Source organism: Nodosilinea sp. LEGE 06152, assembly GCF_015207525.1.
Lineage (GTDB): Bacteria > Cyanobacteriota > Cyanobacteriia > Phormidesmidales > Phormidesmidaceae > Nodosilinea.
Map to the genome: position 1 here is coordinate 102,170 of NZ_JADEWR010000008.1, position 26,025 is coordinate 128,194.

Annotated in this window: 24 protein-coding genes and 1 riboswitch; of the genes, 12 read left to right on the plus strand and 12 right to left on the minus strand. The window is 53.2% G+C overall.

What is annotated here, in order from left to right:
- Window positions 1-167: 167 nt before the first annotated feature.
- Entirely contained in the window at window positions 168-839 is a 672-nt protein-coding gene (locus IQ265_RS12850; protein ID WP_194054160.1) for a MarC family protein, read from the plus strand.
- 65 nt (window positions 840-904) lie between these two features.
- Here IQ265_RS12850 and IQ265_RS12855 read toward each other — a convergent pair whose 3' ends face one another.
- On the minus strand, window positions 905-2,053 hold the full coding sequence (locus tag IQ265_RS12855; RefSeq protein WP_194054162.1) for an alanine--glyoxylate aminotransferase family protein: 1,149 nt from the start codon (window positions 2,051-2,053) through the stop codon (window positions 905-907).
- 236 nt (window positions 2,054-2,289) lie between these two features.
- Here IQ265_RS12855 and IQ265_RS12860 point away from each other — a divergent pair, with 236 nt between their 5' ends.
- Window positions 2,290-2,577, plus strand: coding sequence for a toll/interleukin-1 receptor domain-containing protein (locus IQ265_RS12860; RefSeq protein ID WP_194054164.1), 288 nt, complete (start codon window positions 2,290-2,292; stop codon window positions 2,575-2,577).
- 254 nt (window positions 2,578-2,831) lie between these two features.
- Window positions 2,832-3,449 carry a hypothetical protein gene (locus IQ265_RS12865; RefSeq protein WP_194054166.1) on the plus strand — a complete coding sequence of 206 codons (618 nt, stop codon included), beginning with the start codon at window positions 2,832-2,834 and terminating at the stop codon, window positions 3,447-3,449.
- A 187-nt stretch (window positions 3,450-3,636) separates the two neighbouring features.
- Here IQ265_RS12865 and IQ265_RS12870 read toward each other — a convergent pair whose 3' ends face one another.
- Complete coding sequence (locus tag IQ265_RS12870; protein ID WP_347404959.1) at window positions 3,637-4,218, minus strand: Uma2 family endonuclease; 582 nt, start codon at window positions 4,216-4,218, stop codon at window positions 3,637-3,639.
- A 310-nt stretch (window positions 4,219-4,528) separates the two neighbouring features.
- Here IQ265_RS12870 and IQ265_RS12875 point away from each other — a divergent pair, with 310 nt between their 5' ends.
- Complete coding sequence (locus tag IQ265_RS12875) at window positions 4,529-5,026, plus strand: ureidoglycolate lyase (protein ID WP_194054168.1); 498 nt, start codon at window positions 4,529-4,531, stop codon at window positions 5,024-5,026.
- Between the two features lie 62 nt (window positions 5,027-5,088).
- Here IQ265_RS12875 and IQ265_RS12880 read toward each other — a convergent pair whose 3' ends face one another.
- The 3 genes from IQ265_RS12880 to IQ265_RS12890 all read right to left on the minus strand — a co-directional run bounded on the left by IQ265_RS12880 (window position 5,089) and on the right by IQ265_RS12890 (window position 6,750).
- Window positions 5,089-5,505: a DUF1636 domain-containing protein gene (locus IQ265_RS12880; protein WP_194054170.1), complete on the minus strand. Its 417-nt coding sequence runs from the start codon at window positions 5,503-5,505 to the stop codon at window positions 5,089-5,091.
- A 72-nt stretch (window positions 5,506-5,577) separates the two neighbouring features.
- Window positions 5,578-6,039 (minus strand): hypothetical protein, encoded by a 462-nt coding sequence (locus tag IQ265_RS12885; protein WP_194054172.1) that lies wholly within the window; start codon window positions 6,037-6,039, stop codon window positions 5,578-5,580.
- 113 nt (window positions 6,040-6,152) lie between these two features.
- Window positions 6,153-6,359, minus strand: a riboswitch (cobalamin riboswitch).
- Window positions 6,360-6,432: 73 nt separating this feature from the next.
- The gene (locus IQ265_RS12890) at window positions 6,433-6,750 is read right to left on the minus strand and encodes a hypothetical protein (protein ID WP_194054174.1); all 318 of its coding nucleotides are present in this window, start codon (window positions 6,748-6,750) and stop codon (window positions 6,433-6,435) included.
- A 238-nt stretch (window positions 6,751-6,988) separates the two neighbouring features.
- Between IQ265_RS12890 and IQ265_RS12895 the strand changes: the two genes are divergently transcribed.
- From IQ265_RS12895 to IQ265_RS12910, 4 genes are all read left to right on the plus strand, one after another.
- Window positions 6,989-8,320 (plus strand): aminopeptidase P family protein, encoded by a 1,332-nt coding sequence (locus IQ265_RS12895; RefSeq protein ID WP_194054176.1) that lies wholly within the window; start codon window positions 6,989-6,991, stop codon window positions 8,318-8,320.
- Window positions 8,321-8,456: 136 nt separating this feature from the next.
- Complete coding sequence (locus IQ265_RS12900) at window positions 8,457-9,218, plus strand: response regulator transcription factor (protein ID WP_194054178.1); 762 nt, start codon at window positions 8,457-8,459, stop codon at window positions 9,216-9,218.
- Window positions 9,219-9,421: 203 nt separating this feature from the next.
- Window positions 9,422-10,135 (plus strand): response regulator transcription factor, encoded by a 714-nt coding sequence (locus tag IQ265_RS12905; protein ID WP_194054180.1) that lies wholly within the window; start codon window positions 9,422-9,424, stop codon window positions 10,133-10,135.
- A 161-nt stretch (window positions 10,136-10,296) separates the two neighbouring features.
- Window positions 10,297-10,968, plus strand: a complete 672-nt coding sequence (locus IQ265_RS12910; protein WP_194054182.1) for a hypothetical protein — start codon at window positions 10,297-10,299, stop codon at window positions 10,966-10,968.
- An 11-nt stretch (window positions 10,969-10,979) separates the two neighbouring features.
- On the opposite strand, the gene IQ265_RS12915 is transcribed toward IQ265_RS12910, so the two are convergent.
- Both IQ265_RS12915 and IQ265_RS12920 read right to left on the minus strand, forming a co-directional pair.
- Window positions 10,980-11,786, minus strand: coding sequence for a peptidoglycan recognition family protein (locus tag IQ265_RS12915; RefSeq protein WP_347404960.1), 807 nt, complete (start codon window positions 11,784-11,786; stop codon window positions 10,980-10,982).
- Window positions 11,787-11,888: 102 nt separating this feature from the next.
- Window positions 11,889-12,335, minus strand: a complete 447-nt coding sequence (locus tag IQ265_RS12920; protein ID WP_106920606.1) for a YbjN domain-containing protein — start codon at window positions 12,333-12,335, stop codon at window positions 11,889-11,891.
- Window positions 12,336-12,639: 304 nt separating this feature from the next.
- Here IQ265_RS12920 and IQ265_RS12925 point away from each other — a divergent pair, with 304 nt between their 5' ends.
- Window positions 12,640-13,461, plus strand: a complete 822-nt coding sequence (locus IQ265_RS12925; RefSeq protein WP_194054184.1) for an HAD-IIB family hydrolase — start codon at window positions 12,640-12,642, stop codon at window positions 13,459-13,461.
- 205 nt (window positions 13,462-13,666) lie between these two features.
- Window positions 13,667-14,869 (plus strand): glycosyltransferase family 2 protein, encoded by a 1,203-nt coding sequence (locus IQ265_RS12930; RefSeq protein ID WP_194054186.1) that lies wholly within the window; start codon window positions 13,667-13,669, stop codon window positions 14,867-14,869.
- Window positions 14,870-14,874: 5 nt separating this feature from the next.
- Here IQ265_RS12930 and IQ265_RS12935 read toward each other — a convergent pair whose 3' ends face one another.
- Window positions 14,875-16,446: a DEAD/DEAH box helicase gene (locus IQ265_RS12935; RefSeq protein WP_194054188.1), complete on the minus strand. Its 1,572-nt coding sequence runs from the start codon at window positions 16,444-16,446 to the stop codon at window positions 14,875-14,877.
- Window positions 16,447-16,622: 176 nt separating this feature from the next.
- On the opposite strand from IQ265_RS12935, the gene IQ265_RS12940 reads away from it, so the two are divergent.
- Window positions 16,623-17,585 carry an aldo/keto reductase gene (locus IQ265_RS12940; RefSeq protein ID WP_194054190.1) on the plus strand — a complete coding sequence of 321 codons (963 nt, stop codon included), beginning with the start codon at window positions 16,623-16,625 and terminating at the stop codon, window positions 17,583-17,585.
- A 255-nt stretch (window positions 17,586-17,840) separates the two neighbouring features.
- Window positions 17,841-18,680: a metal ABC transporter permease gene (locus IQ265_RS12945; RefSeq protein ID WP_194054192.1), complete on the plus strand. Its 840-nt coding sequence runs from the start codon at window positions 17,841-17,843 to the stop codon at window positions 18,678-18,680.
- Window positions 18,681-18,801: 121 nt separating this feature from the next.
- On the opposite strand, the gene IQ265_RS12950 is transcribed toward IQ265_RS12945, so the two are convergent.
- The 4 genes from IQ265_RS12950 to IQ265_RS12965 are packed head-to-tail and all read right to left on the minus strand — an operon-like array spanning window position 18,802 to window position 25,842.
- Window positions 18,802-22,533: a glycosyltransferase gene (locus tag IQ265_RS12950; RefSeq protein WP_194054193.1), complete on the minus strand. Its 3,732-nt coding sequence runs from the start codon at window positions 22,531-22,533 to the stop codon at window positions 18,802-18,804.
- Window positions 22,533-23,813, minus strand: a complete 1,281-nt coding sequence (locus IQ265_RS12955; RefSeq protein WP_194054194.1) for an FkbM family methyltransferase — start codon at window positions 23,811-23,813, stop codon at window positions 22,533-22,535. The genes IQ265_RS12950 and IQ265_RS12955 overlap by 1 nt, the downstream gene beginning before the upstream one ends.
- Window positions 23,810-25,045, minus strand: coding sequence for an ABC transporter ATP-binding protein (locus tag IQ265_RS12960; RefSeq protein ID WP_194054325.1), 1,236 nt, complete (start codon window positions 25,043-25,045; stop codon window positions 23,810-23,812). The genes IQ265_RS12955 and IQ265_RS12960 overlap by 4 nt, the downstream gene beginning before the upstream one ends.
- On the minus strand, window positions 25,045-25,842 hold the full coding sequence (locus IQ265_RS12965) for an ABC transporter permease (RefSeq protein ID WP_194054195.1): 798 nt from the start codon (window positions 25,840-25,842) through the stop codon (window positions 25,045-25,047). Before IQ265_RS12965 ends, IQ265_RS12960 begins: the two co-directional genes overlap by 1 nt.
- Window positions 25,843-26,025 lie beyond the last annotated feature (183 nt).

Below are 26,025 nucleotides of genomic sequence, written 5' to 3' on the forward strand. Positions count from 1 at the left end.
ATTTGCGGCTATTGAAGTAAATTCTGTAGGGTTATGGGGTATTGCTGGCTGGTGGGGAAAGGAGCGATCGCGCCCCCAAAGATGCGTAAAAATCTTTCCCCTGGGGGTCTGGGCGTACCACCGCCCCGAAACGGCGTTAAATTTTAGAAAATCTCTCAGGCGACCCCATGCCCATTGTTCTGCCGCTGTTTGCTAAGGCTTTTTTTACCCTGTTCGTCGTGATCGACCCGGTGGGGCTAACGCCTTTGTACCTGGCCTTGGTGAGCGATCGCACCGAGGCTGAGCAAACTCAAATCGCCACCCGCGCCGTGGTGGTATCGGCGATCATCCTGCTGGTCTTTGGGCTGACGGGGGCCTACGTGTTGCACAATCTGGGCATTAGCCTGCAGGCGTTTCAAATTGCGGCGGGGTTTCTGCTGTTTAAGATTGCCCTCGACATGATTTTTGTGCACCAGGAGCGCGAAACCGAGGCCGAAGCCCAGGAGGCCGAAGTGCGGCAGGACGTAAGCGTGTTTCCCCTAGCGATTCCGCTGATTGCTGGGCCGGGCAGTTTGGCCAGCATTTTGGTCCTGTCTCGGGAGTCAACCAACTACTATCTGGGGCTGAGCGTGGTGCTGGCGGCGGCTGGGGTTGTAATTTTGTTGTGCTACGTCTTCTTGCTGCTGTCCCAGCCTTTGGGTAAGGCCCTGGGCCAAATTGGCATTAACGTCGTCACCCGCGTGCTGGGGGTGCTGCTGGCGGCGCTAGCAGTGCAGTACATGCTCGATGGGATACTCAGCGTGCTACAGCTGCCGCCCGCCCAGGCCTTTGGCCTTGATACTGAGCTGCCAAAGCTGTAAATGACAAGACCCCGAGATTTTGGCCAAAATCTCGGGGTCTACACCTGCACCTAGCCAGTGGGTCGCTAGGCTAGCAGCACCTGCCCAGCGGCATTGACCCCAGCACCGGGGGTGAACTGGTCGTAGCCCAGGTGGGTCAGCGTGGCCTCTAGGGCGGCGACAGCGGTGAGAATATCGCGATCGCCCACAAAGCCTAAGTGGCCAATCCGAAAGATCTTGCCCTTCAGGTGGTCTTGCCCCCCAGCCAGAACAATATCAAACTGCTTTTTCATCACTGAGCGAATTTGCTCGGCATCTACCCCCTGGGGCATGACGGCGGTGATGGCCGGGCTGGCGCAGTCGTCGGCCCCAAACAGCGGCAGGTTGAGGGCGGTCATGGCGGCACGGGTAGCTCGCTTTTGGCGATCGTGGCGGGCAAAGATCGCCTCTAGCCCCTCTTTCTGCATCATGTTCAGAGCTACTTGCAGGGCAAAGAACATATTGACGGGCGGCGTAAAGGGCGTGGTGTTCTTGGCCGCGTTTTTGCTGTAGGGCTTGAGATCGAGGTAGTACTTGGGCAGGGTCGCCGTCTCGTAGGCCTCCCATGCCTTGGCGCTGACGCTGACAAACGCCAAACCGGGCGGAATCATATAGCCCTTCTGGGAACCCGAAGCCACCACATCTAGACCCCACTCATCCACCGGCACTGAGGTCGCCCCTAGGCTGGTCACCGCATCCACCATAATCAGCGCGCCGTGGGCCTTGACGTGGCGGTTAATGGTCTCCACATCGTTGAGCACCCCGGTGGAGGTTTCGCTGTGGGTAACAATTACCGCTTTGATGTCTTTGGCGGTGTCGGCCTCAAGAGCCGCTTTGAAGTCGTCAGGATTTAACGGCTTGCCCCACTCGGCGGTGATTTCATGGGCATCGAGGCCGTAGGCGCGGGCTACCTCACCCCAGCGTTCGCCAAACTTGCCATTGTTGCCCACCAGCACCTTGTCGCCCGCGCTGAGAAAGTTGATGATGCCCGCTTCCATAGCCCCAGTGCCGCTAGCCGCCAGCACCAGCACATCGTTTTGGGTCTGGTGCAGCCACTTGAGGTTCTCGGTGACCTCCGCCATAATCGCGCTAAACTCACCGCTGCGGTGACCCATGGGGTGTTTGGCCATAGCCAACAGCACCTGCTCGGGTACAGGGGTCGGCCCCGGAATCATCAGCATCAACTTGTTATCCATGCCTTACTACCCAACTCTGCGATCGACGAAACAAACCTTCAGCTTACCAAGTAAGGATGGGAGGTTTTGCATTTCTTCGCGGCATTGTAAGAGTGTTAGAGAATTTTGGTTTTTTGAATTTAGAGCAAATGGAGGCTTGAGAGGCGAAGTCTTCCGGAAAGGGGTAGTTATCTTTGTGGTATATCAACGAGCTTAAGACTGAATCTAGTCGGGGCTCGATTGCACAGCCACGGGAAATGCTAAAGCTGCACGGTCAGATCCTCCGGGTCGATTCGCGGGAGATGACTGGCGGCAATGACCTGGAAGCCACGATTGAAGCCAGCATTCGCACAGCCCGCTGTTTCTTGGTGGTAGGCAGCATCGATGCTCTGAGTTCTCAATGGGTGCAGCGAGAACTAGGTATTGCCCACGCTACAGCCCAACAGCGTACCGACGGCTATAAAGTCATCTCTATAGTGCTGTCCGGAACGCCGCTGGGGTCGCTCAAGCCCTTTTTCCCTGGCGACCCGTGCACATTGAAGTAAGCGATCGCCCCAACGGTCTGGCCGAGGCGATGCCGCAAATCTCGGCGGCGCTGGGCCTAGAGCTACTTGTCGATCGCAAGCCCGGACCAACGCACTAGTGAGGAGAACGATTTATGGAGTCTTGCCCATGGGTTTTGTGGTTGCGCATCACGCTATGGGCTCAGGGGGTGAGGGTATGCTGTTAGCAGGGCAGGCGGGTAGAGTCGCCACCGACGGTATCGTCCCCGGTCCAACATTACGTCAACGATATCCCTATGAATTTTTCTGCCCTTAACCGTCCCCTATTTTTGGCCGCCAATTATCCTCCTCACAGGGCCTGGAAGTTCTGTTCCCTCTGGGTTGGCCTGACGGTTTTGGGCTGTGGATTAGCCATGATTAGCGTTCCCGCTGAGCCAACCCGAATCACTCCCTATGTTCTGGGAGCTGCAGTCGGTCTCTTACAGGGCTCAATGCTGCGTTTGGGGGCTTCGGGGACGGTGCGATGGACTCTGGCCACTGTGTTAGGGGTAGTGCTGAGCAGCATGGTGCGGCCTTACATTGCCTTTCACAGCAGCTTAATCATGAGTGGAGCCGTTGGGGGAATAATAATTGGTGGTATTCAGGGGCTAGTATTTTATACCCAGATTCCTGGTATGGCCTGGTGGGTTTTAATTCAAATCATTAGCGGTGCGGTTAGTTGGGGGCTGGGCTGGTTTATTTTGGGTTCTGTTACCCGAGCTATCGGCCACACAACCACTGGGTTGATTTTGACGAGCTCTGTTGCGATCGCCATGATGTGGGGTATTTCTGCCACCATGACAAGCATGGTGATGTATCGGTTGCTGGCTCTACGCCATGGTCGCCGTGCGCCATTGCCACCCCCTAAATCATGATGGGTCCGGGCGTTGCTGTTGTCTCCCTCGGCCCGATGCAGGTAAGCGTGAATCAGGCAGGAGTTGCGATCGCAATAGAGCTAAACCAACTCGTGGGCGGCATCCCGCTCCCCTGCTTTGGCGAGGGCTAACGCTTTGGTATGGTCACGGGTCATAACGTGTCCCCTTCCTCGGTGCTCCCGATAGGCTAGCGCTCTAGGGAAACCACAAACGCCTGATGCTTTAAGGACTGAAGCCCTAGCTGCGATACCGTTAACACCTGAGCCATATCTCCCTGAAGAATGGCCTTTGCCGCAAACCACAGCCTCGGAAAGCGGCGACTATGAATCACCCCGTCAGCCCCAACTGGCAACGTTTGATAATCGCCATCGTTGAGCGCATACCAGTCAATTTTGTTCTCAAACACCTGCCAGACCAGGTACTCTGCCACCCCGTTGCGCCGATAGGCCTGTTTCTTATCGCCCAGATCAATGGCCGCACTGCTGGCGGCAATCTCAATCACCAGCTCCGGCGAACCTTCTAAGTAGCCATCTTCGCTGAGCCGAGCCTGTCCGTCCGCCAGTTCATCTACCAGCAGCACAATGTCGGGCTGGGGCTCATTATCTAGATCAAGGCGCACCGTGGGTTCAATGCCTGAGCGAGTGCCAGGGGTAAACGCAACGTAGGTGCCCAACCAGGTATCTAACCGACTGTGGGGCTCGGCGTGCTGTTGAAACCGCAGGGGCGAGGCCACATAGACGACTCCTTCTATCAGCTCGGCTTTGGTCACAGCAGCGGCGGCATAGCGGCNYKTMWMYTMKRSRCRRKYKMSGWGMYCRCNMGMYWTCTMAKGRKSKMGYMTGMSRWCTTNNSKGCTGGCGGGTAAGCGAGGAGCCGTCATAGCGATGAACCAGAGGCAGTAGTTTTATCGTAGGGGTATAACCAATGGCCTTGGCTACACCCTTTACAATTAAATCTGTTGTCGGGGGAGAAAGAGCCGTGGCTGTCGGCTTCTAGCGGTGTGAAACAACCTCACGGCGCGGGCTGCCTGATAGCAGCACAAAGCTTCTGTCCTCTGCCCATGCAAAGCAAGGTTCATTATGACCTTACCCCTGACCCTCTACCAGCTCTCTGCTCAACCCATTACTGCGGAAAACTTTACCCCCTTTGGCCAAGTCATCTTCCCCAGCCCCGATGAGGCTACCTTTGGCCCCGCCGATGCCCAACTCAAGCTGGATGCTGGCATTCCCCGCTTCTACATCATGACCCTAATGAATAGAGGTATGCGGTTTCGCACCATTACTCGGCACCAGCGCTGTACTCAGTGCCTGGGGGCGCTGGAAGGCAAGGACTGGCTGATAGCGGTGGCCCCACCGGGGGCGGCTGAGCAGCCCGACCCGCAAGCAATCCGCGCTTTTCACATCCCCGGTAACTGTTTTATCAAGCTGGAGGTAGGCACCTGGCACGCGGGGCCATACTTTCGCCATTCCGCCGTCAGCTTCTACAACCTAGAGCTGAGCGATACGAATGAGGTTGATCACCAGACCTGTAATCTGGCGGGGGAGTTTGGGTTGGAGTTTGAGATTATGGATGGGTAGGGGGTAGACGAGTGGATGGAGCTTGAACTACCCATCTACCCATCTACCCGCCTACCTATCCACTACCGAGCGATTTGCGAAGCAATCCGTCCCGGAATCGCAGCCTCAACCGCCTCAGCTACCAGGGGTGGCAGCACGTAGGCGGTAGCCTGCTTGATGACGGGCGATCGCAGCCCGTAAGGCACCTTACCCAAGTCAGCTTCGGCGTACTGGCGGCAAAATTCTGCCAGGTCGGGGGCGGCTTGGCTAGGCGAGAGATCATTAAAAATAAAGGTGAGCTTGCCGGGGGCGGATAGAGCAGCATTGCAGGCGCGATCGCAGGCGGCCATGCAGCGCACTGGCTGAAGGTTAACAGCACCGTCCTCTAGCTCGGACGCTAGCTGGTCGATCAGGTGCTGGCCCCCGGTGGTGTCTTTCGCCCCGGCCTCAGCGGCGGGGAATTTGCACAGGGCACAGACAAACAAGGTGGGTTGGGTCATAGGTGTTGGCAAAAGATACTAATGGACTGCGCCAGCCATCGCTACGGCCTCGGCGCTGATGAAATAGGGCAGTTAGGGCTGAGGAGCCAGGTTAAACTCGGCGGCGCGATTCCGGGACGGATCGCTTCGCGAATCGCCCAGCTGGCGAAAGCACTCCGGCGGCGGCACTGCCCATCCCTGTAGGTAGGTGATGTAGGGCGGCGAGTCGGCCAGCAGCAGCAAGATTACGTCCTGGGCGGGGTCGTAGGTGGCAACGGCCTCGTCTAGGGGTAGCTGCTGGTCAGCAGCCAGCGACAAGTCGCGCCAGTAGCTGGCCAGACCAGCCTGGGCGACAAAGCGTAGGGTGTAGGCTACGGCGGTGCGGCTCCAGTCTACTGTGGCGGTGACGTCTGCCACCTCGCACACCACCATGCCTCGGCCCTGGTTCAGAAACCCCTGCCAGGCGGTATGGCCAATGGGCAACCAGTACTCGCGAATAAACAGCGGCTGCCAGTTACCGAAGCAGCCCTGCCACACACTGTCATGACTACGCATCGGCCTAACCCGTGGGAAGTTGGGTTAGAGCCGTAGCTAAAAAGAGTCCTGGGCTACAACACTCCAGGACAGACAAAACTTTACAAGCAGTCATCTGTACCTCGCAGATGGAAAGGAAGGGGAGATCCATCGGCGGGCATTCTGACTCACTCAATTTTGGATTCGCGATTGTTAGATTTTTGGTGTCACGGTCCGCCAAAATCTAAAAATCCGCAATTCAAATTGGCTCACAGCTGCGGGACAGTGGCAGCTTTTCACTGCGCTTTCCCCGTTTCCTTTAGCGGCTGATCCCCGCTAAAACCGACAGAGTTGCATAGTAGCACTTTGGCGACAGACCCTGTGCAGCCGGTCTAGATTTTTGACCGGCGACAACAAACCCTGTAAGCTCTGGCACTAACGGCCCTGAGGAGCTTGGCGGCGACGGTAGGCGGCCATATAGACCACATTGTCACCAGCGCGGTGATCGCTGTGGGCGGCAACCAGCCCAGCCGCTTTGACCTGCTTGGCCAGGGCCACAGGCAGACTAGAGCCTGGTTCGGGAGGAACCCACAGCTGTTTGAAGCTGACAATGAGTTCCGCCTCAGGAGCCCAGTCCTGCTGGCGCACCCAGCAGCGATCGCGATCGCATCGAACAACTACAAAGTCTGGCACATGGTCATCTTGCCCCTTGAGGCGCACCCGTGACCCTGGCCGAATTGTTAAGGAAGCCATAGCGCTGCACCTAAAGTAGGCTAGCCGTTATAGATCCAACAATAGTTCATTTGAACTGATTTTTGAACGGGAGATATACAAAAAAATAATTATTGAGTTCATTCTAAAAGATAGTGCTGAGATTTGGGGTTAACGGCCAGCACCACGGTATTAACTCCAGGTTTAGAACCCTCCGAGGCTAACGTTTCCAGGGCTAGTGTTTGTGCCAGACTAAAGAAGTCGTCGGCTTTGGTTGTCTATGCCCTTTCAGACTGCCCCGCTACCGCTGGCCAACGTGCTTCAACAGCGCCGCGATCGCCTGGCCGAGCTGCATCCCAAGCCGGTACTGCTGTGGTCAGGGCAGTCGGTGGCCCGCAATTTTCCGGCCAACGTTTATCCGTTTCGGGCCAACAGCCACTTTTTGTACTTTGCTGGTCTGCCCCTGGCTAACGCTGCTATTCATCTGGAGGGGGGGCGATTGACCTTGTTTATGGATAACACCTCCCCGGAAGCGGCTCTATGGCATGGTCCAACTCCCAGCCGAGACACCCTTGCCGCCGAAATTGGGGCTGCTGCGGCTTATCCCTACAGGCATGTAGAGCGCTATCTGGCCGAGTCTGCAACGCTGCCATCCCAGGCCGCGTCTGACCCCGACTTTAGCCAAGCTTTGATAGAAGCCCTGGTTGCCCTCAGGCTGTACCACGACGACGAGGCTCTGGCGCAGATTAAACGTGCCGCTGCCGTGTCGGTAGCGGCCCACCGGGCTGGCATGGCCGCTACCCCCCAGGCCACCACCGAAGCCGAGGTGCGAGCCGCCATGGAGCAGGTGATTATGGCTGAGGGCATGACCTGCGCCTACAACAGCATTGTCACCGTCCACGGCGAAGTGCTGCACAACGAGCAGTACCACCATGCCCTGACGGCGGGCGATCTGCTGCTGGCCGATGTCGGGGCCGAAGCCCCCAGCGGTTGGGCCTCAGACATCACCCGCACCTGGCCGGTATCGGGCCGGTTCACCGCCCCCCAGCGGGATATTTACGACGTAGTGCTGGCGGCCCACGATGCCTGCATTGCCGCCGCTCGGCCGGGGGTAGAATACCGCGATCTGCATCTGCTCGCCTGCCGCACCCTGGCCGCAGGGCTGGTCGATTTGGGCCTGCTCAAGGGCCACCCCGACAGCCTGGTTGAACAAAACGTCCACGCTCTGTTCTTTCCCCACGGGGTGGGGCACCTGCTGGGACTAGACGTGCACGATATGGAAGATCTGGGTGACGCGGCGGGCTATGCCACCGGACGGGTACGCAGCGATCGCTTTGGGCTCAAGTTTCTGCGGCTCGATCGGCCCCTGGCGACTAACATGGTGGTCACCATTGAACCAGGGTTTTACCAGGTGCCCGGCCTTCTAGACCCGGCCCGGCAGTCGGGCCAGTACAACGACACCATCGATTGGGGCCGCCTGGACGATTTTCAGCAGGTGCGCGGCATTCGTATTGAAAACGACGTGCAGATTACCGCGACTGGCTGCACCGTCTTAACCGCCGCACTACCAACCCAAGCCGCCGCCGTCGAGGCTTTGGTAGGCGGCGTGTAGAGACTTTGATGAATGTTGGCTAGCCGGTTGCTAGGGCCAGAGGTAGACTGACTTTATAAAGGCTTAGCTTTTCTGATGCTATTCCATCCCTCTAACGGCTGATATGATTGCAATGAGCAGTTTTTAACCGTTCCCTATGAATTCTGTAAATCTCACGGCCCAGTCCCAGCCTAACCTCAGGGTTGGTTTAGGTCGGGTGCTAGTTGTCGAAGACGAAGAGCTAATTCGAGAGACGGTAGCCCTGGGGTTGGCCGAAGAGGGGTTCGACATTTTGCTGGCTGAAGATGGTCTAGCCGCCCTCGATATGCTGGGAGGCACCTCGGTGTCGAGCCGCACAGACCGACCGGAAATTAACCTGGTAGTGCTCGACCTGATGCTGCCCGGCATGAATGGGCTAGACCTGTGCCGACTGCTGCGTCACCAGGGCATCGATGTGCCCATTCTGGTGCTCAGCGCCAAGGGCACCGAAACTGACCGAGTGGTGGGGCTTGAAATTGGTGCTGACGACTATCTCACCAAGCCCTTTGGCATGCGAGAACTGGTTGCCCGCTGTCGGGCACTGCTGCGGCGGCAGCGGGGCAAGTCTACTGCCGAAAAAGACAACGTGCTCAAATTTGAAGACATTACGCTGCATCCCCAGGAGTGTCGCGTTTTTCTCCAGGGCGCAGAAATTAATCTTTCTCCCAAGGAGTTTCGAATTTTAGAGCTATTTATGGGTCAGCCTCGGCGGGTCTGGTCACGCGATCAGATTATTGACCAGGTGTGGGGGCACGACTTTATGGGCGACAACAAAACTGTAGACGTGCACATTCGCTGGATTCGCGAAAAGCTGGAGGTTGACCCCAGCCATCCCCAGTACCTCAAAACGGTGCGCGGCTTTGGCTATCGCCTGGGCTAGGGCTCAGAACCTAACGTTTTATTAAGTAAGGCTGAGTGATTACTCCGAGGCAATTTAACTTCAGCAACAAATAAACCCGCAACCTAAATTCTCGTTTAGGCTATGTAGGCAGGGGTGCATAATCGGGCTGCGTGCCAGGGTCTAAGTCATGGCCGTTGGCCGTCCAGGTTTACCTGCCAATGCTTTAGACTTGGTGTAACGTCATGCCGCTCACGATTTTAATTGCGGAAGACGACGAGGGCACTCGCCTTTCGCTGTGTGACTATTTGGAGCTTGAGGGCTATTCCGTACTGATGGCCAGCCACGGTGAAATGGCGCTACAGCAGGTGTTTAGCCATCAGCCTCAGCTAATTATTACCGACGTCGGTATGCCTGGGCTAGACGGCTACGCTTTAGTGCAAAAGGTGCGTCAGTTTCCGGCCTTTCGGCTGCTGCCGGTTATTTTTCTAACTGCCCACAACCAAATTCAGGATCGCATCAAGGGCTACCAACTAGGCTGCGATCTATACCTGCCCAAACCCTTTGAACTGCAGGAGATTGGGGCCATTGTGCGCAATTTGCTGGAGCGATCGCAGCTGATTCAGTCGGCGTGGATTCAGCAGGTAGCGCTGAGCACTGCTCAGCAGCGCGCCCTACAGACCAGCGACACGCCTTCCGAGGTGCTCACGCAGGCTGTTCCGGAGGTGGCCGTTGCCTGGTCGCCCCCCTCGGCCAACCTGGTAACTGACTTTACCGCTCGCGAGCAAGATGTTTTGGCGCTGCTGTCGGACGGGTTGTCGAATGCCCAAATAGGCGATCGCCTGTTTTTAAGCCCCAGAACCGTCGAGAAGTACGTCAGCAGCCTGCTGCGCAAGACTGAAACCAGCAATCGCTCGGAGCTGCTGCGGTTTGCCATCAGCCACCACCTGGTGCCCTAGGCTTCAAGGGTTCATCCTATGGAATAGTCGTCCTGGCTGTCCAAAGGTGACCAGAATGCCTACCGGCAAGTGGATTGAGCAAAATCCCTGCTCCTAGTAGCCGACATACCGCAGGCGCACCAGCTCCAGCTCGTGCTAATCATTCGTATAACGCTTTAACTGTGGCGCGTTTTTTAACCCCAGTTCTGCTGTTGCTGCTGCCGCTGGCTAGCTGCCGCCTGCTAGCCAGCCCCAATTCCTCTGCGGCTCGGCCATCTGCCGACGTGGTTGAGTCGGCTCAAACCGCTGCCGATACCCTGGTGGTGCCGGGGCGGCGAGTTGGCCCTGTAACCGCTGAAACCAGTCGGGCCGAACTGGCCGCTCGCTACGGCGAGGCCGCCCTTGAAGATGCTTCTATTTCCGTAGGAGAGGGCACCACAGCCGCTGGGACTGTAGTAACCCCTGGCCCCGACCAGCAGTTTGCAGTGGTGTGGCAAGACGTCAGCCAAACTCGGCCTCAGCTAATTAGAGACTTTGGCCCCGCCTGGCAAACCCCAGAAGGGCTAGGGATTGGCATTCCCTACTCAGAGGTGGAAGCTATTTTGGGCAACTTTCAGCTCTACGGCTTCGCCTGGGACTACAGCGGCACTGTGATACTGGAAGGAAGTCAGCTAGACCAGTACGACGGGTACCTGCTGCTACGGCTTGAACCAGCGGCAACAGCCATCGAGCAGCACCCTGAGGCTTACCAGGCGGTGATGGGCGACCAGCTGTTTGCCAGCGACGACCCTAGCCTAGACAGACTAGAACCCTCAATTTCTGAGATGATCGTGTACTTTGACGCCCTGCCCTAGCTCAACAGCCCCTAGCCCGACAGACCGCTGCGGGTGGGGTAGCGGCGCAGCAGTGCGAAAAACCCCTGCCCGTTGAAGCTGCGCGGATCCATACGGTTGCCGGAGCGATCGATAGCTTGGTGGGTAGTAATGCGGCTGTCGGGAATAGTGGTTTGAGCCAGCAGCCAAGCCAGGGAAGCATACTGGGCCTGGGTGTAACCGCTGTGGCTGCGGCGGTTGTTCATGCCGTCGCCTGGGGTTTCTAAAGAAATATGGTAAGCAAAGTTGTTGACTGAGGGGGGAAAGGCCGCGTTGGTGCGCACGGTTTCTGGCCCGTTGGGGCCGTTAAAGACCGAGTTGCCGGCCCCGAAGGCTCGTTTCTCAGGGGGCACGATGTAGTAGATCGTGCCGTCGCGGCCAATCAGGGCGTGGTAGCTGACCTGATCTTGGTCGCGAGGGTGATGGGTGCGAAACAGGTTAATGGCGCTCTGGGCTGAACCTACGGTCTCGTGCAGCACGGCAATAAAATCGTTTTGCAGAATGCGCCCGTCAATGTCGGTGGCATAGCGATCGCCGTAGTTAGAGGGGTCAGCCAGGGCCGTAACCTGACGCGGTGGAGCCGCCTGAGCTTGCAGGTCGGATTGGGTCAAGTCGCTGTCGCCCGGCGGCAATGACTTGATAAGCTGTAGCGATGTCCCCGCTGGGGTCTGGATGGGGGACAGACGGCTGACCGTTAGTTGGGATGGCAGCGGTTTCGCCGCCTGGGCCGAGGCCAGCCCCACACTCAGCAGCGCTATTAAAAATCCTGCCAAACCAATCCAAATCCAGCGACGAGCCACGGCGGCTTCCCCCAGTGCAGTGAGCTAGTTTCTTTTGTAGCGCGAAATGAGCTAAATGAAAGCCTCTCCCCCAGTCGAATCGCCAGCAGGCTCAGTGCCGATTTAAGATGCCCAGCGATCGAGGGCGCGCTTGCCGCCCCAGCGGGCCACAATTTCGTCGTCGTAGTTGTCGGCAATGCGGATGACGGTGGTGACGGAGTGGTTCAACCCTCGGCGATCGCAGGTTTCGCCGACCAGACTGTGTTCAAACACAATGTCATCTTCGGCGTCGTAGGCAAAGCGGCCAAAGTAAATGCCGTTGTTTTCGCGCAGCAGGTAGTAGCTCAGTTCGGCGGTGAGCTGAATATTAGTCACAACGTAGGACCGAGTTGTGATCAGGGTTTCATCCTGATGCCAGGGCACAACCCGAGTAGACGCGACGGCTGAGCCCAAATTGACAATGAACAGGGGCTCATCTTCAAAGACCACCAGCGATTCGCCAAACAGCTCGTGCATCCAAGGCAAAATACGATGGTAAACCGCCTCCTGGCCGGGGGTTCTAAACTCCATAACACTCATAGCGAGGGCGAACAGCAAGACCTCAGCCGTAGGCTAAAGCCTTAACAGATTATCCTTAGAGCAGCCCTAAAGAAAAGCCATCTAGGTATTGTCTTACCGTTGCTTTAGAAAGGGAAAGCCAGAAAAATCTGAGGAAATGCCCCGCGATCGCCCCAAAGCGGCCAAAAGCAGGGCAGGACTAGCTCTGCGGTAGGCTTTGAGTGGTTTTACCCGGGTTATTTCTTAACGTATTGGTAGCGCCGCCCCCCGGCCCTCACGCTGTTATACCTACCTGTACCTCTACTTCGTCACCCCTATGGCCTGCATTGTGTTTACCGACCTCGACGGCACCTTGCTCAACGGTGAAACCTACGCCTACCAGGCGGCCCTGCCCACCCTGGACAAACTCGCGGCCCTGGGCATTCCGGTGGTGCCCGTGACCAGCAAAACTCGCCAGGAAGTCGCTCAGCTGCGCCAGGATGTGGGGTTGCGCGACCCGTTTGTGGTTGAAAACGGCAGCGCCGTCTATATTCCCACCGACCATACTCGCTTTGCCCTGCCGCCGGGTGACGATGTGGACGGCTACCGAGTGCTACAACTGGGCTGCAACTACGTCACCGCTCGGGCCGGGCTAAAGGCGATCGCTCAAGATTTGGGTCGTCCCCTCAAGGGCTTTGGCGATTGGAACGTTGACCAGGTGGTACAGCTGACGGGGCTGTCACCCAGCGAAGCGAAACAGGCCAAGGCCCGTGAGTTTACCGAGCCCTTTATGACCCCCAAGAATGTACCTGCCGATCAGCTGCGGGAGGCGGTTGAGGCGATGGGCTTTCGGGTGGTGATTGGCGATCGCTTTTCGCACCTGATTGGGGCCGAGGCGGGCAAGGGCAACGCCGTCCACCAGCTGGTGCAGCTCTTTAAGACCAAAAATCCCGAGGCCCAAACCATTGCCACCATTGGCCTAGGCAACAGCCCCAACGACCTCGACATGCTCGAAAACGTCGACTACCCGATTGTGCTGCCCGGTGCCCACGGCCCCCACCCACAGCTGGCCGACCGGGGCTGGCCGGTGGCCCTCGCCCCTGCCCCCGAGGGCTGGGCAATGGCCGTGGAGGATGCTTTGACTCAGATTGCCTCCTAGCTTCAAAGGTTTGGCCACCACAGCTATACGTTTTTTTGAAGCTCCTGTAAACCTAGTGCTGCAGTGAGGCTGCGATCGCCCCAGTTCGGTAGGGTAGCTAAAAACGGGTTAGGGCCATTGCTAGTCCGCGTAATCTGGCGCGGCAATCTGGCACAACAGTTCGGGCAATCTGAAATCAACGATTTACTGGGGAAGATTGGCAGCTATGAACGTAAGTTGGAGCGATTTGCTCACCGCAGCCCTAGCCATTGTGCCGCTGCTGCTGCTGGCAACCTCAGCCTTTTTGGCCCTGGAGTGCCTGTTTGCCCTGCTCAGCCGCACTTCCGGTGCGACCCTACCCTCACCGACTGCCGATCGCTCTCTGGCAGTGCTAGTGCCCGCCCACAATGAAGCAGGCGGCATTGGGGCAACTCTGGCCACCATTACCCCTCAGCTGCGGCCCGGCGATCGCCTGGTAGTCATTGCCGATAACTGTACCGACACCACCGCTGCTGAGGCTCGTGAAGCAGGGGCCACCGTAATCGAGCGGCAGGACTCGACCCAGCGCGGCAAGGGCTATGCCCTCGACTTTGGCCTCCGCTACCTAGCCGCCGATGCGCCCAATGTCGTAGTTTTTGTCGATGCCGACTGCACTCTGCATCCCGGCGCATTGGCCGCCTTGGCTAACCAAGCCCAGCAGGCCAACCGCCCCGTACAAGCCGTTTATCTCATGGAGAAGCCCACCAATCCTGGGCTTAAGGACGGTATTTCGGCCTTTGCCTTTAAGGTCAAAAACTGGGTGCGCCCGCTGGGGCTATACGGCCTGGGGCAGCCCTGCCTGCTGACGGGCACCGGCATCGCCATGCCCTGGTCAGCGGCGACCTCGGTGAGCATCGCCAGCGGCCACATCGTCGAAGACATGAAGCTGGGTCTCGATCTGGCCCTGGCTGGCCATGCGCCTCAGTTTTGCCAGTCGGCCTGGGTGACCAGCCGCCTGCCCAGTGGCGACCAGGCCGCCACCACCCAGCGCACCCGTTGGGAGCACGGCCACCTGCAAATCTTCACCGAGTACGTGCCCAGGCTGCTGGGCCAGGCTATCAGGCAAAGACGCCTGGATCTACTAGCCCTGGCCCTGGAGCTATCGGTGCTGCCGATTACGCTTCAGGTGGTGGCTGTGGTCGCGATCGCCCTCTTGAGCCTGGTCATCGCCCTGGCTGGCCTCAGCTGGCTGCCCGCCTCCCTGGCCCTGGCGGCCCTGGCCTGCCTAGTCATTGGCATTGGACTGGCCTGGGTGGGCTACGGCCGCGCCGACCTATCGCTGCAAGACATCCTGGGGGTGCCTGCCTACATGCTGAGCAAGTTTTCTATCTTCTCTAAGTTTTTGACCAAGCCCGAGCAAACCTGGATTCGCACTGAGCGCGACGGGTAGAGCGGCTAAATGACCTGACGCAGGTTAGCGAGACGATTAAAGCTGCCCGGACCGCATTCTTTCTCAAACTCCTGCACAATCCAGTCCTGGCGCTTGCCGATGCGCTTGGCGCTTTTTTGCAGGTACTCAAAATACTCCAGCATTTGGGTAGGGGTGGGCCGAGGGCCAAAGATGGAGCCAAAGCACCAGGCATCCTTGGGTCGGCGACCGCAGTGCTCCCAGAACGATCGCTCGGCCCAGGTCGGTGCGTTGCGGCGCATGTAGGCCCGGCGGCGATGGCTGTGAAACAGCTCCACCAGGGTAGGAATATCGTTGATCTGGTGGGCCTGGTCAGCGGAATAGATCTCCACCATGTCTTCCAGGTTGAGCGGACGCTCGGTGATCCACTGGTGGCCGCAGTCGGGACACTTGGCGATAAACGACAGCACAATCCGCCCACACTGGGGGCAGGGCTTTGTCGGTGGGGGCTTGCTCTCGCCACCGCCGTCTTTTTTCACAGGCAGGTGGTAGTCTTTGATGTCTTCGGGAAAGCCGAGGCGCTCCAGGTTGCCCGCCTGGTCGAGAATCATGCCGTACAGCTTGCCCGTTTGGGGCGAAATCCGCATTACTCGGCCAATCTGCTGCAGGTGCAGGGCGCTCGACTGGGTAGGCCGCAGCATTAGCCCCACCTCTACGCTGGGCTCATCAAAGCCGATGCTGATGACGTTGCAGGAGGTAAGCACCAAAATTTTTTCTTCCCGCAGGTCGCTGTACATGCGCTTGCGGTCTTTAATTGGGGTACCGCCCTCGACTGTGTCGGCGGTGATCCCGGCGGCTTTAAAGGCATCGGCGACGTGGCGGGCGTGCTCAATATCCACACAGAAAGCAATCGTGCGCTTGCCGGGGCAGAGGCGCTGCCACTCGCGCACGATTTTTTCGATTAGCTCGGGGCGATCGCAGGCATTCTTCAGTCCGGCTTCGTCGTAGTCGCCCCGCACAGTCTTGACTTCCTTCAGGTTGGCCACTCCGTCGGGGGGCATGCTGTAGTACTTCATGGGGGCCAGAAATCCCCGCTGCTGCAGGTCGCTGGGCACCGGAGAGGCCACCAGAGTATCCATGTAGTCGCCCAGCTGTTCTTTACCCAGGCGCTCGGGGGTGGCCGTCATCACCAGATGCACCGCATTGGGAAAGGTCTTGAGTACCTTCTTGCCGACCTGGCTAAACAGGGTAATGTGGCCCTCGTCGTAAAACACCACGTCGGGGTTTAACTGCTTCCACCACTGCCGCTTCGACATGGTTTGAATACTGGCGATCTGAATGGGGGCCTCGCGGTTTTCCTCCCATCCCGCTTTAATGAACCCACAGTGCAAACCGAAAGACTGCATTTTTTCGTAGGTCTGGCCCACTAGCACGTCTAAGTGCACCAAAAACATTAGCCGCTTGCCTGCCCCTTCCGCATGGGCACAGATCTGCCCGCTGATAACGGTCTTGCCCGCCCCGGTACCCGCCACGATCGCCACTCGCTTGTGCCCCTCGTTGAGCTTGCGGTAGAGGTCGTTGATCAGATCAACCTGGTAGGGGCGGAGTTGGGGCGGCATTGGGAACGTTTTTGGATTTTGAATTCTGAATTTCGGATGGAGACCAGCGACCAAAATCGCCAATCTAAAATCTAAAATCCATAATAAACCAGTACTATCACCCGGCCCCGTAATCAAGCGCTACTGGGCCAGAGCGTTATTATGCAGGTAACGAAATTCAGCAACGGCGCTTGAGGATGGAAACTCGCAGGCTGGGCAACACCGATATTGAGATTACGCCGCTGATCTTTGGCACCTGGCAGGCGGGCAAGAGCGGCTGGGTTGATATCGAAGACCAGGCCGTCATCGATGCCATGCAGGCGGCCCTGGATGCGGGCATTACCACCTTCGACACGGCGGAGGTCTACGGCAAGGGCTATTCTGAAGAACTGGTGGGCAAGGCTTTGAGCGATCGCCGCGACCGGGTAGTGCTCGCCACCAAAGTCTTTGCCAACCACTTGAAGCACGACCAGGTGATCGAGTCCTGCGAAAATTCGCTCAGGCGGATGCAGACGGAGGTAATCGACCTGTACCAGATTCACTGGCCCGCCGGAGCCTTCAATAGCGACGTGGTGCCCATTGGTGAGACCATGGGGGCGCTGAACCAGCTGAAGGAACAGGGCAAGATTCGGGCAATCGGGGTGTCAAACTTTTCGCGATCGCAGCTTGAAGAGGCGATGACCCATGGCCGCATTGATAGCCTGCAGCCGCCCTACTCCCTCTTCTGGCGTGGGGTCGAGACCGAACTGGTGCCCTACTGTGCCGAGAACAGGCTCACCGTTCTGGCCTACTCGTCGCTGGCCCAGGGGTTGCTGACGGGCAAGTTTGGCCCCGACCAGCAGTTTCCCAAAGAGGATGTTCGCAGCAAAAACAAGCTGTTTCAGCCCCCGCTCTATGACAAAGCCCAGGCGGCCTTAGATCGCCTGCGACCAATCGCCGATCGCCACCACACCACCCTGGGCAACCTGGCCCTAGCCTGGCTGATCGCTCAGCCGCAGACCACCGCGATCGTTGGGGCACGTAATGCCTCCCAGGCGAAGGAGAATGCCCAGGCGACTGCGGTATCGCTCTCCGCCGATGATCTGGCTGAAATCGATGCCATCAGTCGCACTGTGACCGAGCACCTGCCCTCCGACCCAGTGATGTGGAACTTTGGGTGAGGCTATTTCTGTCCCTCGCGGTTGACCCAGCCAACTCCTAAGTTCGGCTAAAAAGCGCCAAATGTTTCTTAGCCCGTCGATGGCTAGGCGGACTACAGCGGCTAGACTAACAACATCCGCCTCTGCTAACCCAGACCTGGCTGCTTGCCCCGCCAAACCACGCAAATTCCTGTCTTTGGCCGCGTTTACAGCGCTTTGCTCAATGGCTGAACAAAACGATGTGCAGGCCTTATCCATTGACTCTGAGATACCGTAATGGACTGGCTACTCAACCCGTTGAACTACGACTTTATGCGTCAGGCATTGTTGGCCAGCCTGTTGGTGGGTATTCTCTGCCCGGTGGTGGGCACTTATCTGATTGTGCAGCGCATGGCCATGCTGGGGGATGTGGTGGCCCATGGGGTGCTGCCGGGGCTTGCGATCGCTAGCTTCCTCAACCTTCCTATTTTGCTGGGGGCTTTTGCTATGGGCCTGTTTAGCACAGCCGTCATCGCCTGGATTCGCACCCAATCGCGCATCAAGGTCGATACCGCGATGGCGATCACCTTTTCCACTTTTTTTTCCCTGGGCATTACGCTGCTGACGGTGTTTCGCAGTCGGGTTTCCCTAGAGCAGCTGCTGTTTGGCGATATTCTCAGCATCAACGCCGCCGATGTTTGGCAAATTGCTGCGATCGCCGGGCTGGTGCTGGTCGGGGTCGGCCTATTTTACAAAGAGCTGCTGTTCTTTACCTTCGACCCCCTTGGAGCCGAAGCCCTGGGGCTACCCGTCAACCGCATCAACTTGGGCCTGATGGCGGGCATTACCCTCGCCATTATCGCCGGCATCAAAACCGTAGGTGTGATCCTCGTTGTGGCCCTGATGGTGGGCCCCGCCGCCACCGCCTACCTACTGGTCAAAGAGCTGCACTGGATGATGGGCTTAGGTGCTACCCTGGGCGTGCTATTTAGTGTGGTGGGTATGTACAGCAGCTATTATTTGGATATACCCTCAGGACCTGCGATCGGCTTGACCGTGTTTATTGGGTTCCTGCTGGCCCTGCTCTTTAGCTCCCATCAGGCTATTTTGGTGCGCAATTTCTATCGCAAGAACTAATGCTGCGTTTCTTTCCTACCCTTGATTCTCCTACCCTTGATACAGGAAACTCTTAATTCCTCTTTTGTCACTTCTAGAGAAATCCCTCGCACACACTGCTGTCGTCCTCTTCTTACGTCATTTATGTCATTGTTGTGCCAATTCCAATAGCCTCTAACAGTTGTTTGGCACTTTGCTCCCAACTTATAAAGCTTATTCCTCCAGGGCTCAAACTGTCTGGATTAGCATCAAAAACTTCTAACCACTCTTGAATTAAGTGAGCTAACGATTCGGGGGTTCCTTTAGAAAAGTAGTAAGCGTTCTCCCCTGCAACCTCGCGAAAAACAGGTATGTCGTTAGCAATAAGGGGAAGGCCATGACGGGCGGCTTCAATGATTGGCAAACCATAACCTTCGTCCTCAGAAGCCGCTATTAGTGCTGAGCTTTCACAATAAATTTTCTCTAAAAACTCATCGCTTACTTCTTTTAACCAAAATAGGTGCGTATTGAGCTTTGAATGACTAGACAGGAGACTTACAAAAGTTTCCATCAACCACCCCTGCTTGCCAACAATCACAAGATTCACCTCTAGCCCCTGATTCCATAAAGTTTCAAAGGCGTTAAGAACAAAAGGATGATTTTTTCGTGGTTCTATAGTACCTACCATTAGGAAGGTCTTTCTAGACTTTAAACATTGAATAATCTCTTTAAAGTTTGTTGGCAAGCCTAGGGTAGGAGCCGACTTAGAAATATCAGCTCCGAGACTAAAAGAAGAAACATCAAAGGGAAGACAGCGCTTCTCCCCAAAAGCTTCTTGCCAATTAATTAGATCATGTGATACCGAGCGAGAAATACACACGGGGTTATTGAACATAGTTATAGTTAACAGCCAGTTTTTGTATACCTCTTCAGCGCCTTTCGGAAAACAATTAGATAACTTTACGGGCAAAAGATCATAGACTACAAAATGTATCTTAATTCCTCTTCTATAAAGTGTTTTTAAGTAGCTAGCCTGCGCTGGAATTACAAAAGGTTGCAGATCAAGACCAAGAAACACATCGCCAACTTGAAACTCAATTAATTCATCGCATAAAATTTCTTGAGGACACTTCAAAAAACGCATTGTGAAATTTCGAGCATATCGGTATCCTCGATCACCTATAGTTGAGTAGACGGGTTCAACACGATATTGTGGAGGAGGGTTTAGAAGAAGTTCAGACAGAATGCTACGAGTCACGCGTTGAATTCCGGTCTTAGCATCCTGCTGCACAAGCTCAGAGATATCAACAAAAAGCTGACGTGCTGATTTCTTACTAGGAAGGGATTGCGAGATCGACTCCGCTATAAAAAACAAATTATGTTTTGGAAGAGTAGAGATATCTAACTGAGCAATTGAATCAATAAGACTATACCTACTTACTTTTGCATCAAGGTAGAATCTTTCAATGGTTTCATAATACTTTTTGGCACACATTTCCGGAGAGTGATTGTGTGAAACGACCTCTTGCGCCCTAGAAGCGATTTCCCCTCTTAGATTTGAATTCTTCCAAAGCGTCTCAATGGCATTTTTGAGTTCGCTTTCGTTAAACTCATCCTCTAGCATCCACACAGCATCTCTAGGAATCTCAGCCATCGAGCCATGGGCATTGACAATAGTAGGAATACCGTGGTTCATGCAGTCAAGAACGGCTGCCGATGTTTCACCTCGAGACAAAGTACGAAGCTGTACTGCAAGATCACTAAGATTCAAATAATCTTGAAAGGTTTGTCTATCTACCCAACCCGTGATATGAATTCTGTTCCGCAAGCCACTTTCGTTGATCCTTTTAAGTAAACTATTGCTATAGCTATCTGACTGAATCTCCCCAACAAAAACGAGATGACAGTTTTTGTCATCAGACAAAGCAGAGGCTAGCCAAGCCTGTAATAAACAGTGATTTTGTTTTATTTTGCCTAGTACACCGAAACAGGAAACGACAAAATCATCTGCACTAAAACCCAGCTTAAGCTTTTTAAGATAATGTTCACTTTTTTGAACTGGAGCACGAAGTAGCGGGATTACGCTCCAGCCTTTTATAATACTCGAACCATACCAACATTGCGCTAGACCAGACGAAAACTCAGAGTGTGTAATTATACCTAATGAATCTTTTAAGACACTAAAGTTGCAGGGATACTTATAAACTACATCCGCAGAATCTTTAGAATGAAAGCGAGATTTAACAGCGTTATAGCCATGGGAATAGTAGAGTTCTTGAACCCATCTACCCACCCCAGCTTTTGTTACTTCTCGGTGAGCTTGAATACCACTGAGAAAGAAGTCGTGCAAAACAACGACTCCAGGAAAATTCTCTAGAAGATCAAACATGTGACCATGAAATTCCGAATTTCCAAAATGGTAAAGCACACGATCGTACGAACAAAAATTTTGAGTGAACCAATTAATGTCTCTAATCGCTAAGCTTTCTAAAACCCAAGGATCTGAGACATTTTTTTGAGAAACAATTACTTCTATTTCATAATATTTGGAGAGTTCGCAAAGCAGCTCTGCACTATAGTCGGAAATTCCGCTACGTTCTGGAGGTAATGGTGATAGGTAAGCGAGCTTTAGTAGAGATTTGGTCTCAGTTTCATTTTGAGTAAAAGTTGGGTTTTCGTAAACCAACTTCTCTAAAGCAAGAACCGCCTTCTTCCCAGTCTCATCCCAAGAAAACCTCTGAGCTTGTTTAAGACTATGCTCAATAAGTTCTTCTCTAAAGTTAGTATCAGTGAGTACCTGAGAAATTTTTGTAGCTATAGCCTTATCATCGAATGGATCAAATAGGGCCGCTTCAAGTCCAACTACCTCGGGTAAGCTAGATGTATTAGATGCTATGACAGGTGCTCCACACATCATCGCCTCTAAAGCTGGTAGCCCAAAACCTTCATGTAGCGAAGGAAAAACAAAAACTCTACATAAGTTGTAGAGGTTGATCAAATCATCTTCAGAAACGTAGCCGGTGAAGACAACAGCGTTTAACTTCACCCTGTTCTGTTTGATCAAGTTCTCAAGACGAACTTTGCTCTCTGGTTGTATTGAGCAAACAATAGCTAATTGGTGTGAATCTCTAATAGAGTCAGGCAGGATTGCAAAAGCACGAATCAACCCTTCTATATTTTTACGATAATCAATACCACCTGTGTATAGGATGAAGGGTTTATCAAGAGAATACCTTTCACGAATACCATTTACAATTTCTTCACTTAATTGCTTGCTTTTAAATTGCCTATCGGCAGCTGTAGAAACATTAACTATCTTTGTAGGTTCAAAGTTAAGGCGTTCAATACATTCTGTGCGAGAAGCTTCAGATATAGATAAACATAAATCGGCGCTTTTAAGTTCTTCAACCTTGTTGAAATACCAGTTACGCATAAGAGAGTCCTTCAAATACAAGTCCTCTCGAACCAGCGGAATTAGATCAAATAAAGTTACTACAGTTGGAATTTTTCTGAATTTGCACCTTACCTTTGTAATTGCGTTGTCAATGAATCCTTCAAATAAACTTGTAATATAGATTACATCGGGGTTCAAGTTAGCGATGAAGACTTCGCGAATTAGTTCTGCTGCTTGTAACCGCCATTGCTCATCTAGATGATTTTCATTTGTTGGTTCTACAGCATCCCATACGCGAATGTTGTCTTGAGGCAGTAGGCTATCAAAGACACCACGAATGGGCTCAATAGTTTCAGGGAAATGTCCGTTGAGGACAATGATGACTTCATGATCTCTGCGATTTTGTATTATGGCTTGAGAAATCGCTAGTGAATACCGCTCTATACCGCGACCGTGTGATGCAGTTGATTGCGCACCTTGAAGATCAATCACAATTCTCATTAGTACTTATCCCTATGATATTTATCGATAGCCTGTCTTAATTGGGTATGGACTTGACGGGCGGTAGATGATAAGTCCGAAACCTCTGTAGCTTTAGTTTTTTTATCTTGAAAGGATAGTGAGTAAATAACTGAACTATATGTGCGCCTAATTCTTGAGTCTAGTCCGGGCATACGGCAGAGTAAATACTTCGCAATTTTATTGATGCTCTGGTTTCTTTTGAGCAATAAAACAAACGAAACAAAAACTTTCGACACTTTTTTTTTGACAGCTATCACCAAATCAGTGTTTCTTAGAGATCCAATTATTTGACCAGAGATAAATTTGAGCTTGTGATTACCTACAGCGTAGGCACGAAAGCTAAGCTTTATCTTTCTTGTAAAATTGCCAGCAGAACGCAAAGGAGCTGTCAACCTCATTGAGCGGCTGTTGTTTAGTATATGAAGTGCGATCTTGAGTTGATCAATCTCTTCCCTTAGCCGATCATTGTCCTTTTTAAGACTAAAACTATTTTGTTGGATAGCTGTAATTTTTCCTTCAAGCTGATGATTCAGAGCCTGAATCTCGTGCAGTTGAACTTCTGCTTTATGTTGGTCAACTAGTTTGAAGCCATCAAATATGTTAGGAGGATATGCAAAATATGATGCTAGGCTAGAATGTTCATTGGCCAAATAAAAGCGATTAAGTCCATCAGCGTAGACAAAAGTATAATTGGCTTTTAGTAAATATGATTGCCAAGTCTGATAATTCTCAATTTGCGAGGAAGGTAAAGTAGATTCAACTATCACAACCCAAGGACGATTTTCCAACCAATCATTGCTTTCTATGACTGTTTTCTCAAAACCTTCAACATCAAGCTTTAGAAAATGTACTTCCTGTCCTTGAGGAACGTATGTTCTCCACACTGAAGATAAAGTTTTTGCTTGTACAATAATTTGAGTACATGACCATCCTTCGTCAACATGATGTTCAGCAATATCTTTGCTGAGTGTTGAAAGACCGGTATCCTTGATGAGATTAATTTCAGCCTCGCCGTCTTGATTAGATACGGCTAGTTCTAAATTAGTATCTTGAGGCCTTTCAGAAACAAGATGTGCGAAAAATTCTGGGTTTGGCTCGATATTAATACCGCGCCATCCCCTTTCATAAAAAGCCTTTGTGACAGAGTGTTCGTCTGGCCAAGCGGCACCTATATCTATATAAAATCCAGGGGTTAGATGTTTTAAGGCGCGCCAAAGAATCACATCTTCATAATTCTGGGCGTAAGAAATAAAGGTCATAGTATCGAGTCTTGCAGTTTAACTTCTATATACGGATCCAACCATGCACTGCCGCCAAAATGAGTTTTATCAACGTTTATTACAGTAAAAACATGCGCCAAATCTCGCCATTCATAATTATTATCGAGATGTGTATCAGTGCTTACCAAGGCCGTGGAAATAGAATAGGTTCCAGGCCCTAAATTCATAAGAAATTTGATGTTATACGTTAAGATAGAACCCTTAGATACATCGCTTATTACTTGTCCTGTATGCCACGTATTAGTACCATACATTGTTTGTCCTAAGCGATCTTTTATCATGTAGCCAAGCACAAGTTTTGGTAAGTTATTTTCAGCTTTTACCTTGACTGACAATGTTACTTCTTCTCCAACGCCAATAAGCTCAGCAACTTCTTTTTTAGCATTTGTTAGTATGAGTTCAACTACCTGTGCTTCGCCAGTGCCAGAAATGGTTTGCGTTTTACCATTTTCAAGTTGTCTAGTTTGAACTCTACTATTTTCCTTGTCAGCGATCAAAGCATTGTAATAATCCATAACTGCTTCTGGTTCACCGTCCTTAATAACCGAGCCTTTATCCAGCAGGATGACCCGATCACACAGACCTTGAATTGCGCTCCGGTCGTGGGAAACCAGTAATAAAGTAGTGCCTTTTTCCTGAAACTCACGGATTCGGTTAAAGCTTTTGTGCTGAAAATAAGTGTCGCCTACTGACAAGGCTTCATCTACAATTAAGATTTCTGGGCGAAATGCGGTTACTACAGAAAATGCTACCCGCATTTGCATGCCGCTAGAATAGGTGCCGACAATTTGGTCAAAGTAGTCGCCAACCTCAGCAAATTCCTCCACTGCTAGCACTACGCTGTCAATCTCGCTCTTGCTAAAGCCCATTAATCCAGCAGAGTGATAGACATTTTGCCGACCAGTGAACTCCGGGTTGAACCCCATGCCCAGCTCTAAAATAGCGGCGATCCGACCATTGACTGAAATAGTACCTTCCGTCGGCCGCTGGGTTCCGGTAATAAGTTTGAGTAATGTACTTTTGCCAGCTCCGTTTTGCCCAACAATGCCCACTGCCTGACCGGCAGCGATCGCAAAAGAGACATTTCGCAACACCCAAGTCTCTGTGGCGGGCTTAGTCGATAGACCAAACCAGTTCAGAACTCTGGCCAGTTCTGAACTATACTGCCGGTACGCCTTGCCGACATTAGAAACTTGTAAAACGGGTTGCATCATAAAACATCGACAATTTCGCTATTGGCACGTCGAAAGATTACAAACGATAACCCCAGCGATACAACTGCTATTGCTGAAATCACACTGAGCGCTGTCCATGATGGTGGCGCGTTGTATAAGATAGCATTTTGATACCCCTGAATAATCCAGTACATAGGGTTAAGCTGCAGCAATCGTGCTATGCGTTCCGGCAAAATGTTTGGAGCATAGACAATGGGAGTAAACCAAAAACCCAGCTGTAAAACAATGGGCACAATTTGACCGATATCGCGGATAAAAACGTTAAGAGTACCTAAAATCAAGCCTAAACCCAGACTCAGGCCTAAATTGATCAGCGTTAAGAGCGGAATCCAAACTAGATGCACTCCTGGAACGAAGCCCAGCAGCAAAAAAATTAAGACTATGGCTGCAAACAACAACATGTTGTTGACCAGAGCTGAGCCTGCCACGATCAGGGGTAAACAAGTGCGTGGAAAAACCAATTTTTTGAGCAGGTTGGCATTGTCAATGAATACGGTCAGGCAGCGGGAAATCACCTCTGAGAAGAGGTTCCAGCCGAGGGTGCCAGCTAATAAATAAATGGGATACGCCAGCCTGTTATCGGCCATGTCGGGTAGTCTGCCCGATAGTAGTTGACCCAAAATAAGGGCAAAAATAGCAGCTTGAACCAGAGGATGAATAATCATCCACAATCCACCTAGTCGACTGCGAATAAATCGGCTGCGAAACTCAACTTTAATAGAAGAGACAATGAAATAGCGGTACCGCCAAGTCGACAAAACCAAACCCTGCATGGCAGCAGACTACACAGTAAGGGAACAAAGGGGAACAAAGGGGAACAAAACCAGACACCGATTGTACCTGATATTGTTTGCCCCGCATATTCTAGCCAGTTGGAACCAGATGACATCCCTCAAGCGGAGTGGCATACTAGCTAAGCTAGCCAGACCCAGTCTGCGCTTTTAAGGTCTCAGAGA

Coding starts and splice junctions, on each gene's coding strand:
- IQ265_RS12850 (WP_194054160.1), top strand. CDS start 168: ATGCCCATTGTTCTGCCGCTGTTTGCTAAGGCTTTTTTTACCCTGTTC.
- IQ265_RS12855 (WP_194054162.1), bottom strand. CDS start 2,053: ATGGATAACAAGTTGATGCTGATGATTCCGGGGCCGACCCCTGTACCC.
- IQ265_RS12860 (WP_194054164.1), top strand. CDS start 2,290: ATGCTAAAGCTGCACGGTCAGATCCTCCGGGTCGATTCGCGGGAGATG.
- IQ265_RS12865 (WP_194054166.1), top strand. CDS start 2,832: ATGAATTTTTCTGCCCTTAACCGTCCCCTATTTTTGGCCGCCAATTAT.
- IQ265_RS12875 (WP_194054168.1), top strand. CDS start 4,529: ATGACCTTACCCCTGACCCTCTACCAGCTCTCTGCTCAACCCATTACT.
- IQ265_RS12880 (WP_194054170.1), bottom strand. CDS start 5,505: ATGACCCAACCCACCTTGTTTGTCTGTGCCCTGTGCAAATTCCCCGCC.
- IQ265_RS12885 (WP_194054172.1), bottom strand. CDS start 6,039: ATGCGTAGTCATGACAGTGTGTGGCAGGGCTGCTTCGGTAACTGGCAG.
- IQ265_RS12890 (WP_194054174.1), bottom strand. CDS start 6,750: ATGGCTTCCTTAACAATTCGGCCAGGGTCACGGGTGCGCCTCAAGGGG.
- IQ265_RS12895 (WP_194054176.1), top strand. CDS start 6,989: ATGCCCTTTCAGACTGCCCCGCTACCGCTGGCCAACGTGCTTCAACAG.
- IQ265_RS12900 (WP_194054178.1), top strand. CDS start 8,457: ATGAATTCTGTAAATCTCACGGCCCAGTCCCAGCCTAACCTCAGGGTT.
- IQ265_RS12905 (WP_194054180.1), top strand. CDS start 9,422: ATGCCGCTCACGATTTTAATTGCGGAAGACGACGAGGGCACTCGCCTT.
- IQ265_RS12920 (WP_106920606.1), bottom strand. CDS start 12,335: ATGGAGTTTAGAACCCCCGGCCAGGAGGCGGTTTACCATCGTATTTTG.
- IQ265_RS12925 (WP_194054184.1), top strand. CDS start 12,640: ATGGCCTGCATTGTGTTTACCGACCTCGACGGCACCTTGCTCAACGGT.
- IQ265_RS12930 (WP_194054186.1), top strand. CDS start 13,667: ATGAACGTAAGTTGGAGCGATTTGCTCACCGCAGCCCTAGCCATTGTG.
- IQ265_RS12935 (WP_194054188.1), bottom strand. CDS start 16,446: ATGCCGCCCCAACTCCGCCCCTACCAGGTTGATCTGATCAACGACCTC.
- IQ265_RS12940 (WP_194054190.1), top strand. CDS start 16,623: ATGGAAACTCGCAGGCTGGGCAACACCGATATTGAGATTACGCCGCTG.
- IQ265_RS12945 (WP_194054192.1), top strand. CDS start 17,841: ATGGACTGGCTACTCAACCCGTTGAACTACGACTTTATGCGTCAGGCA.
- IQ265_RS12950 (WP_194054193.1), bottom strand. CDS start 22,533: ATGAGAATTGTGATTGATCTTCAAGGTGCGCAATCAACTGCATCACAC.
- IQ265_RS12955 (WP_194054194.1), bottom strand. CDS start 23,813: ATGACCTTTATTTCTTACGCCCAGAATTATGAAGATGTGATTCTTTGG.
- IQ265_RS12960 (WP_194054325.1), bottom strand. CDS start 25,045: ATGCAACCCGTTTTACAAGTTTCTAATGTCGGCAAGGCGTACCGGCAG.
- IQ265_RS12965 (WP_194054195.1), bottom strand. CDS start 25,842: ATGCAGGGTTTGGTTTTGTCGACTTGGCGGTACCGCTATTTCATTGTC.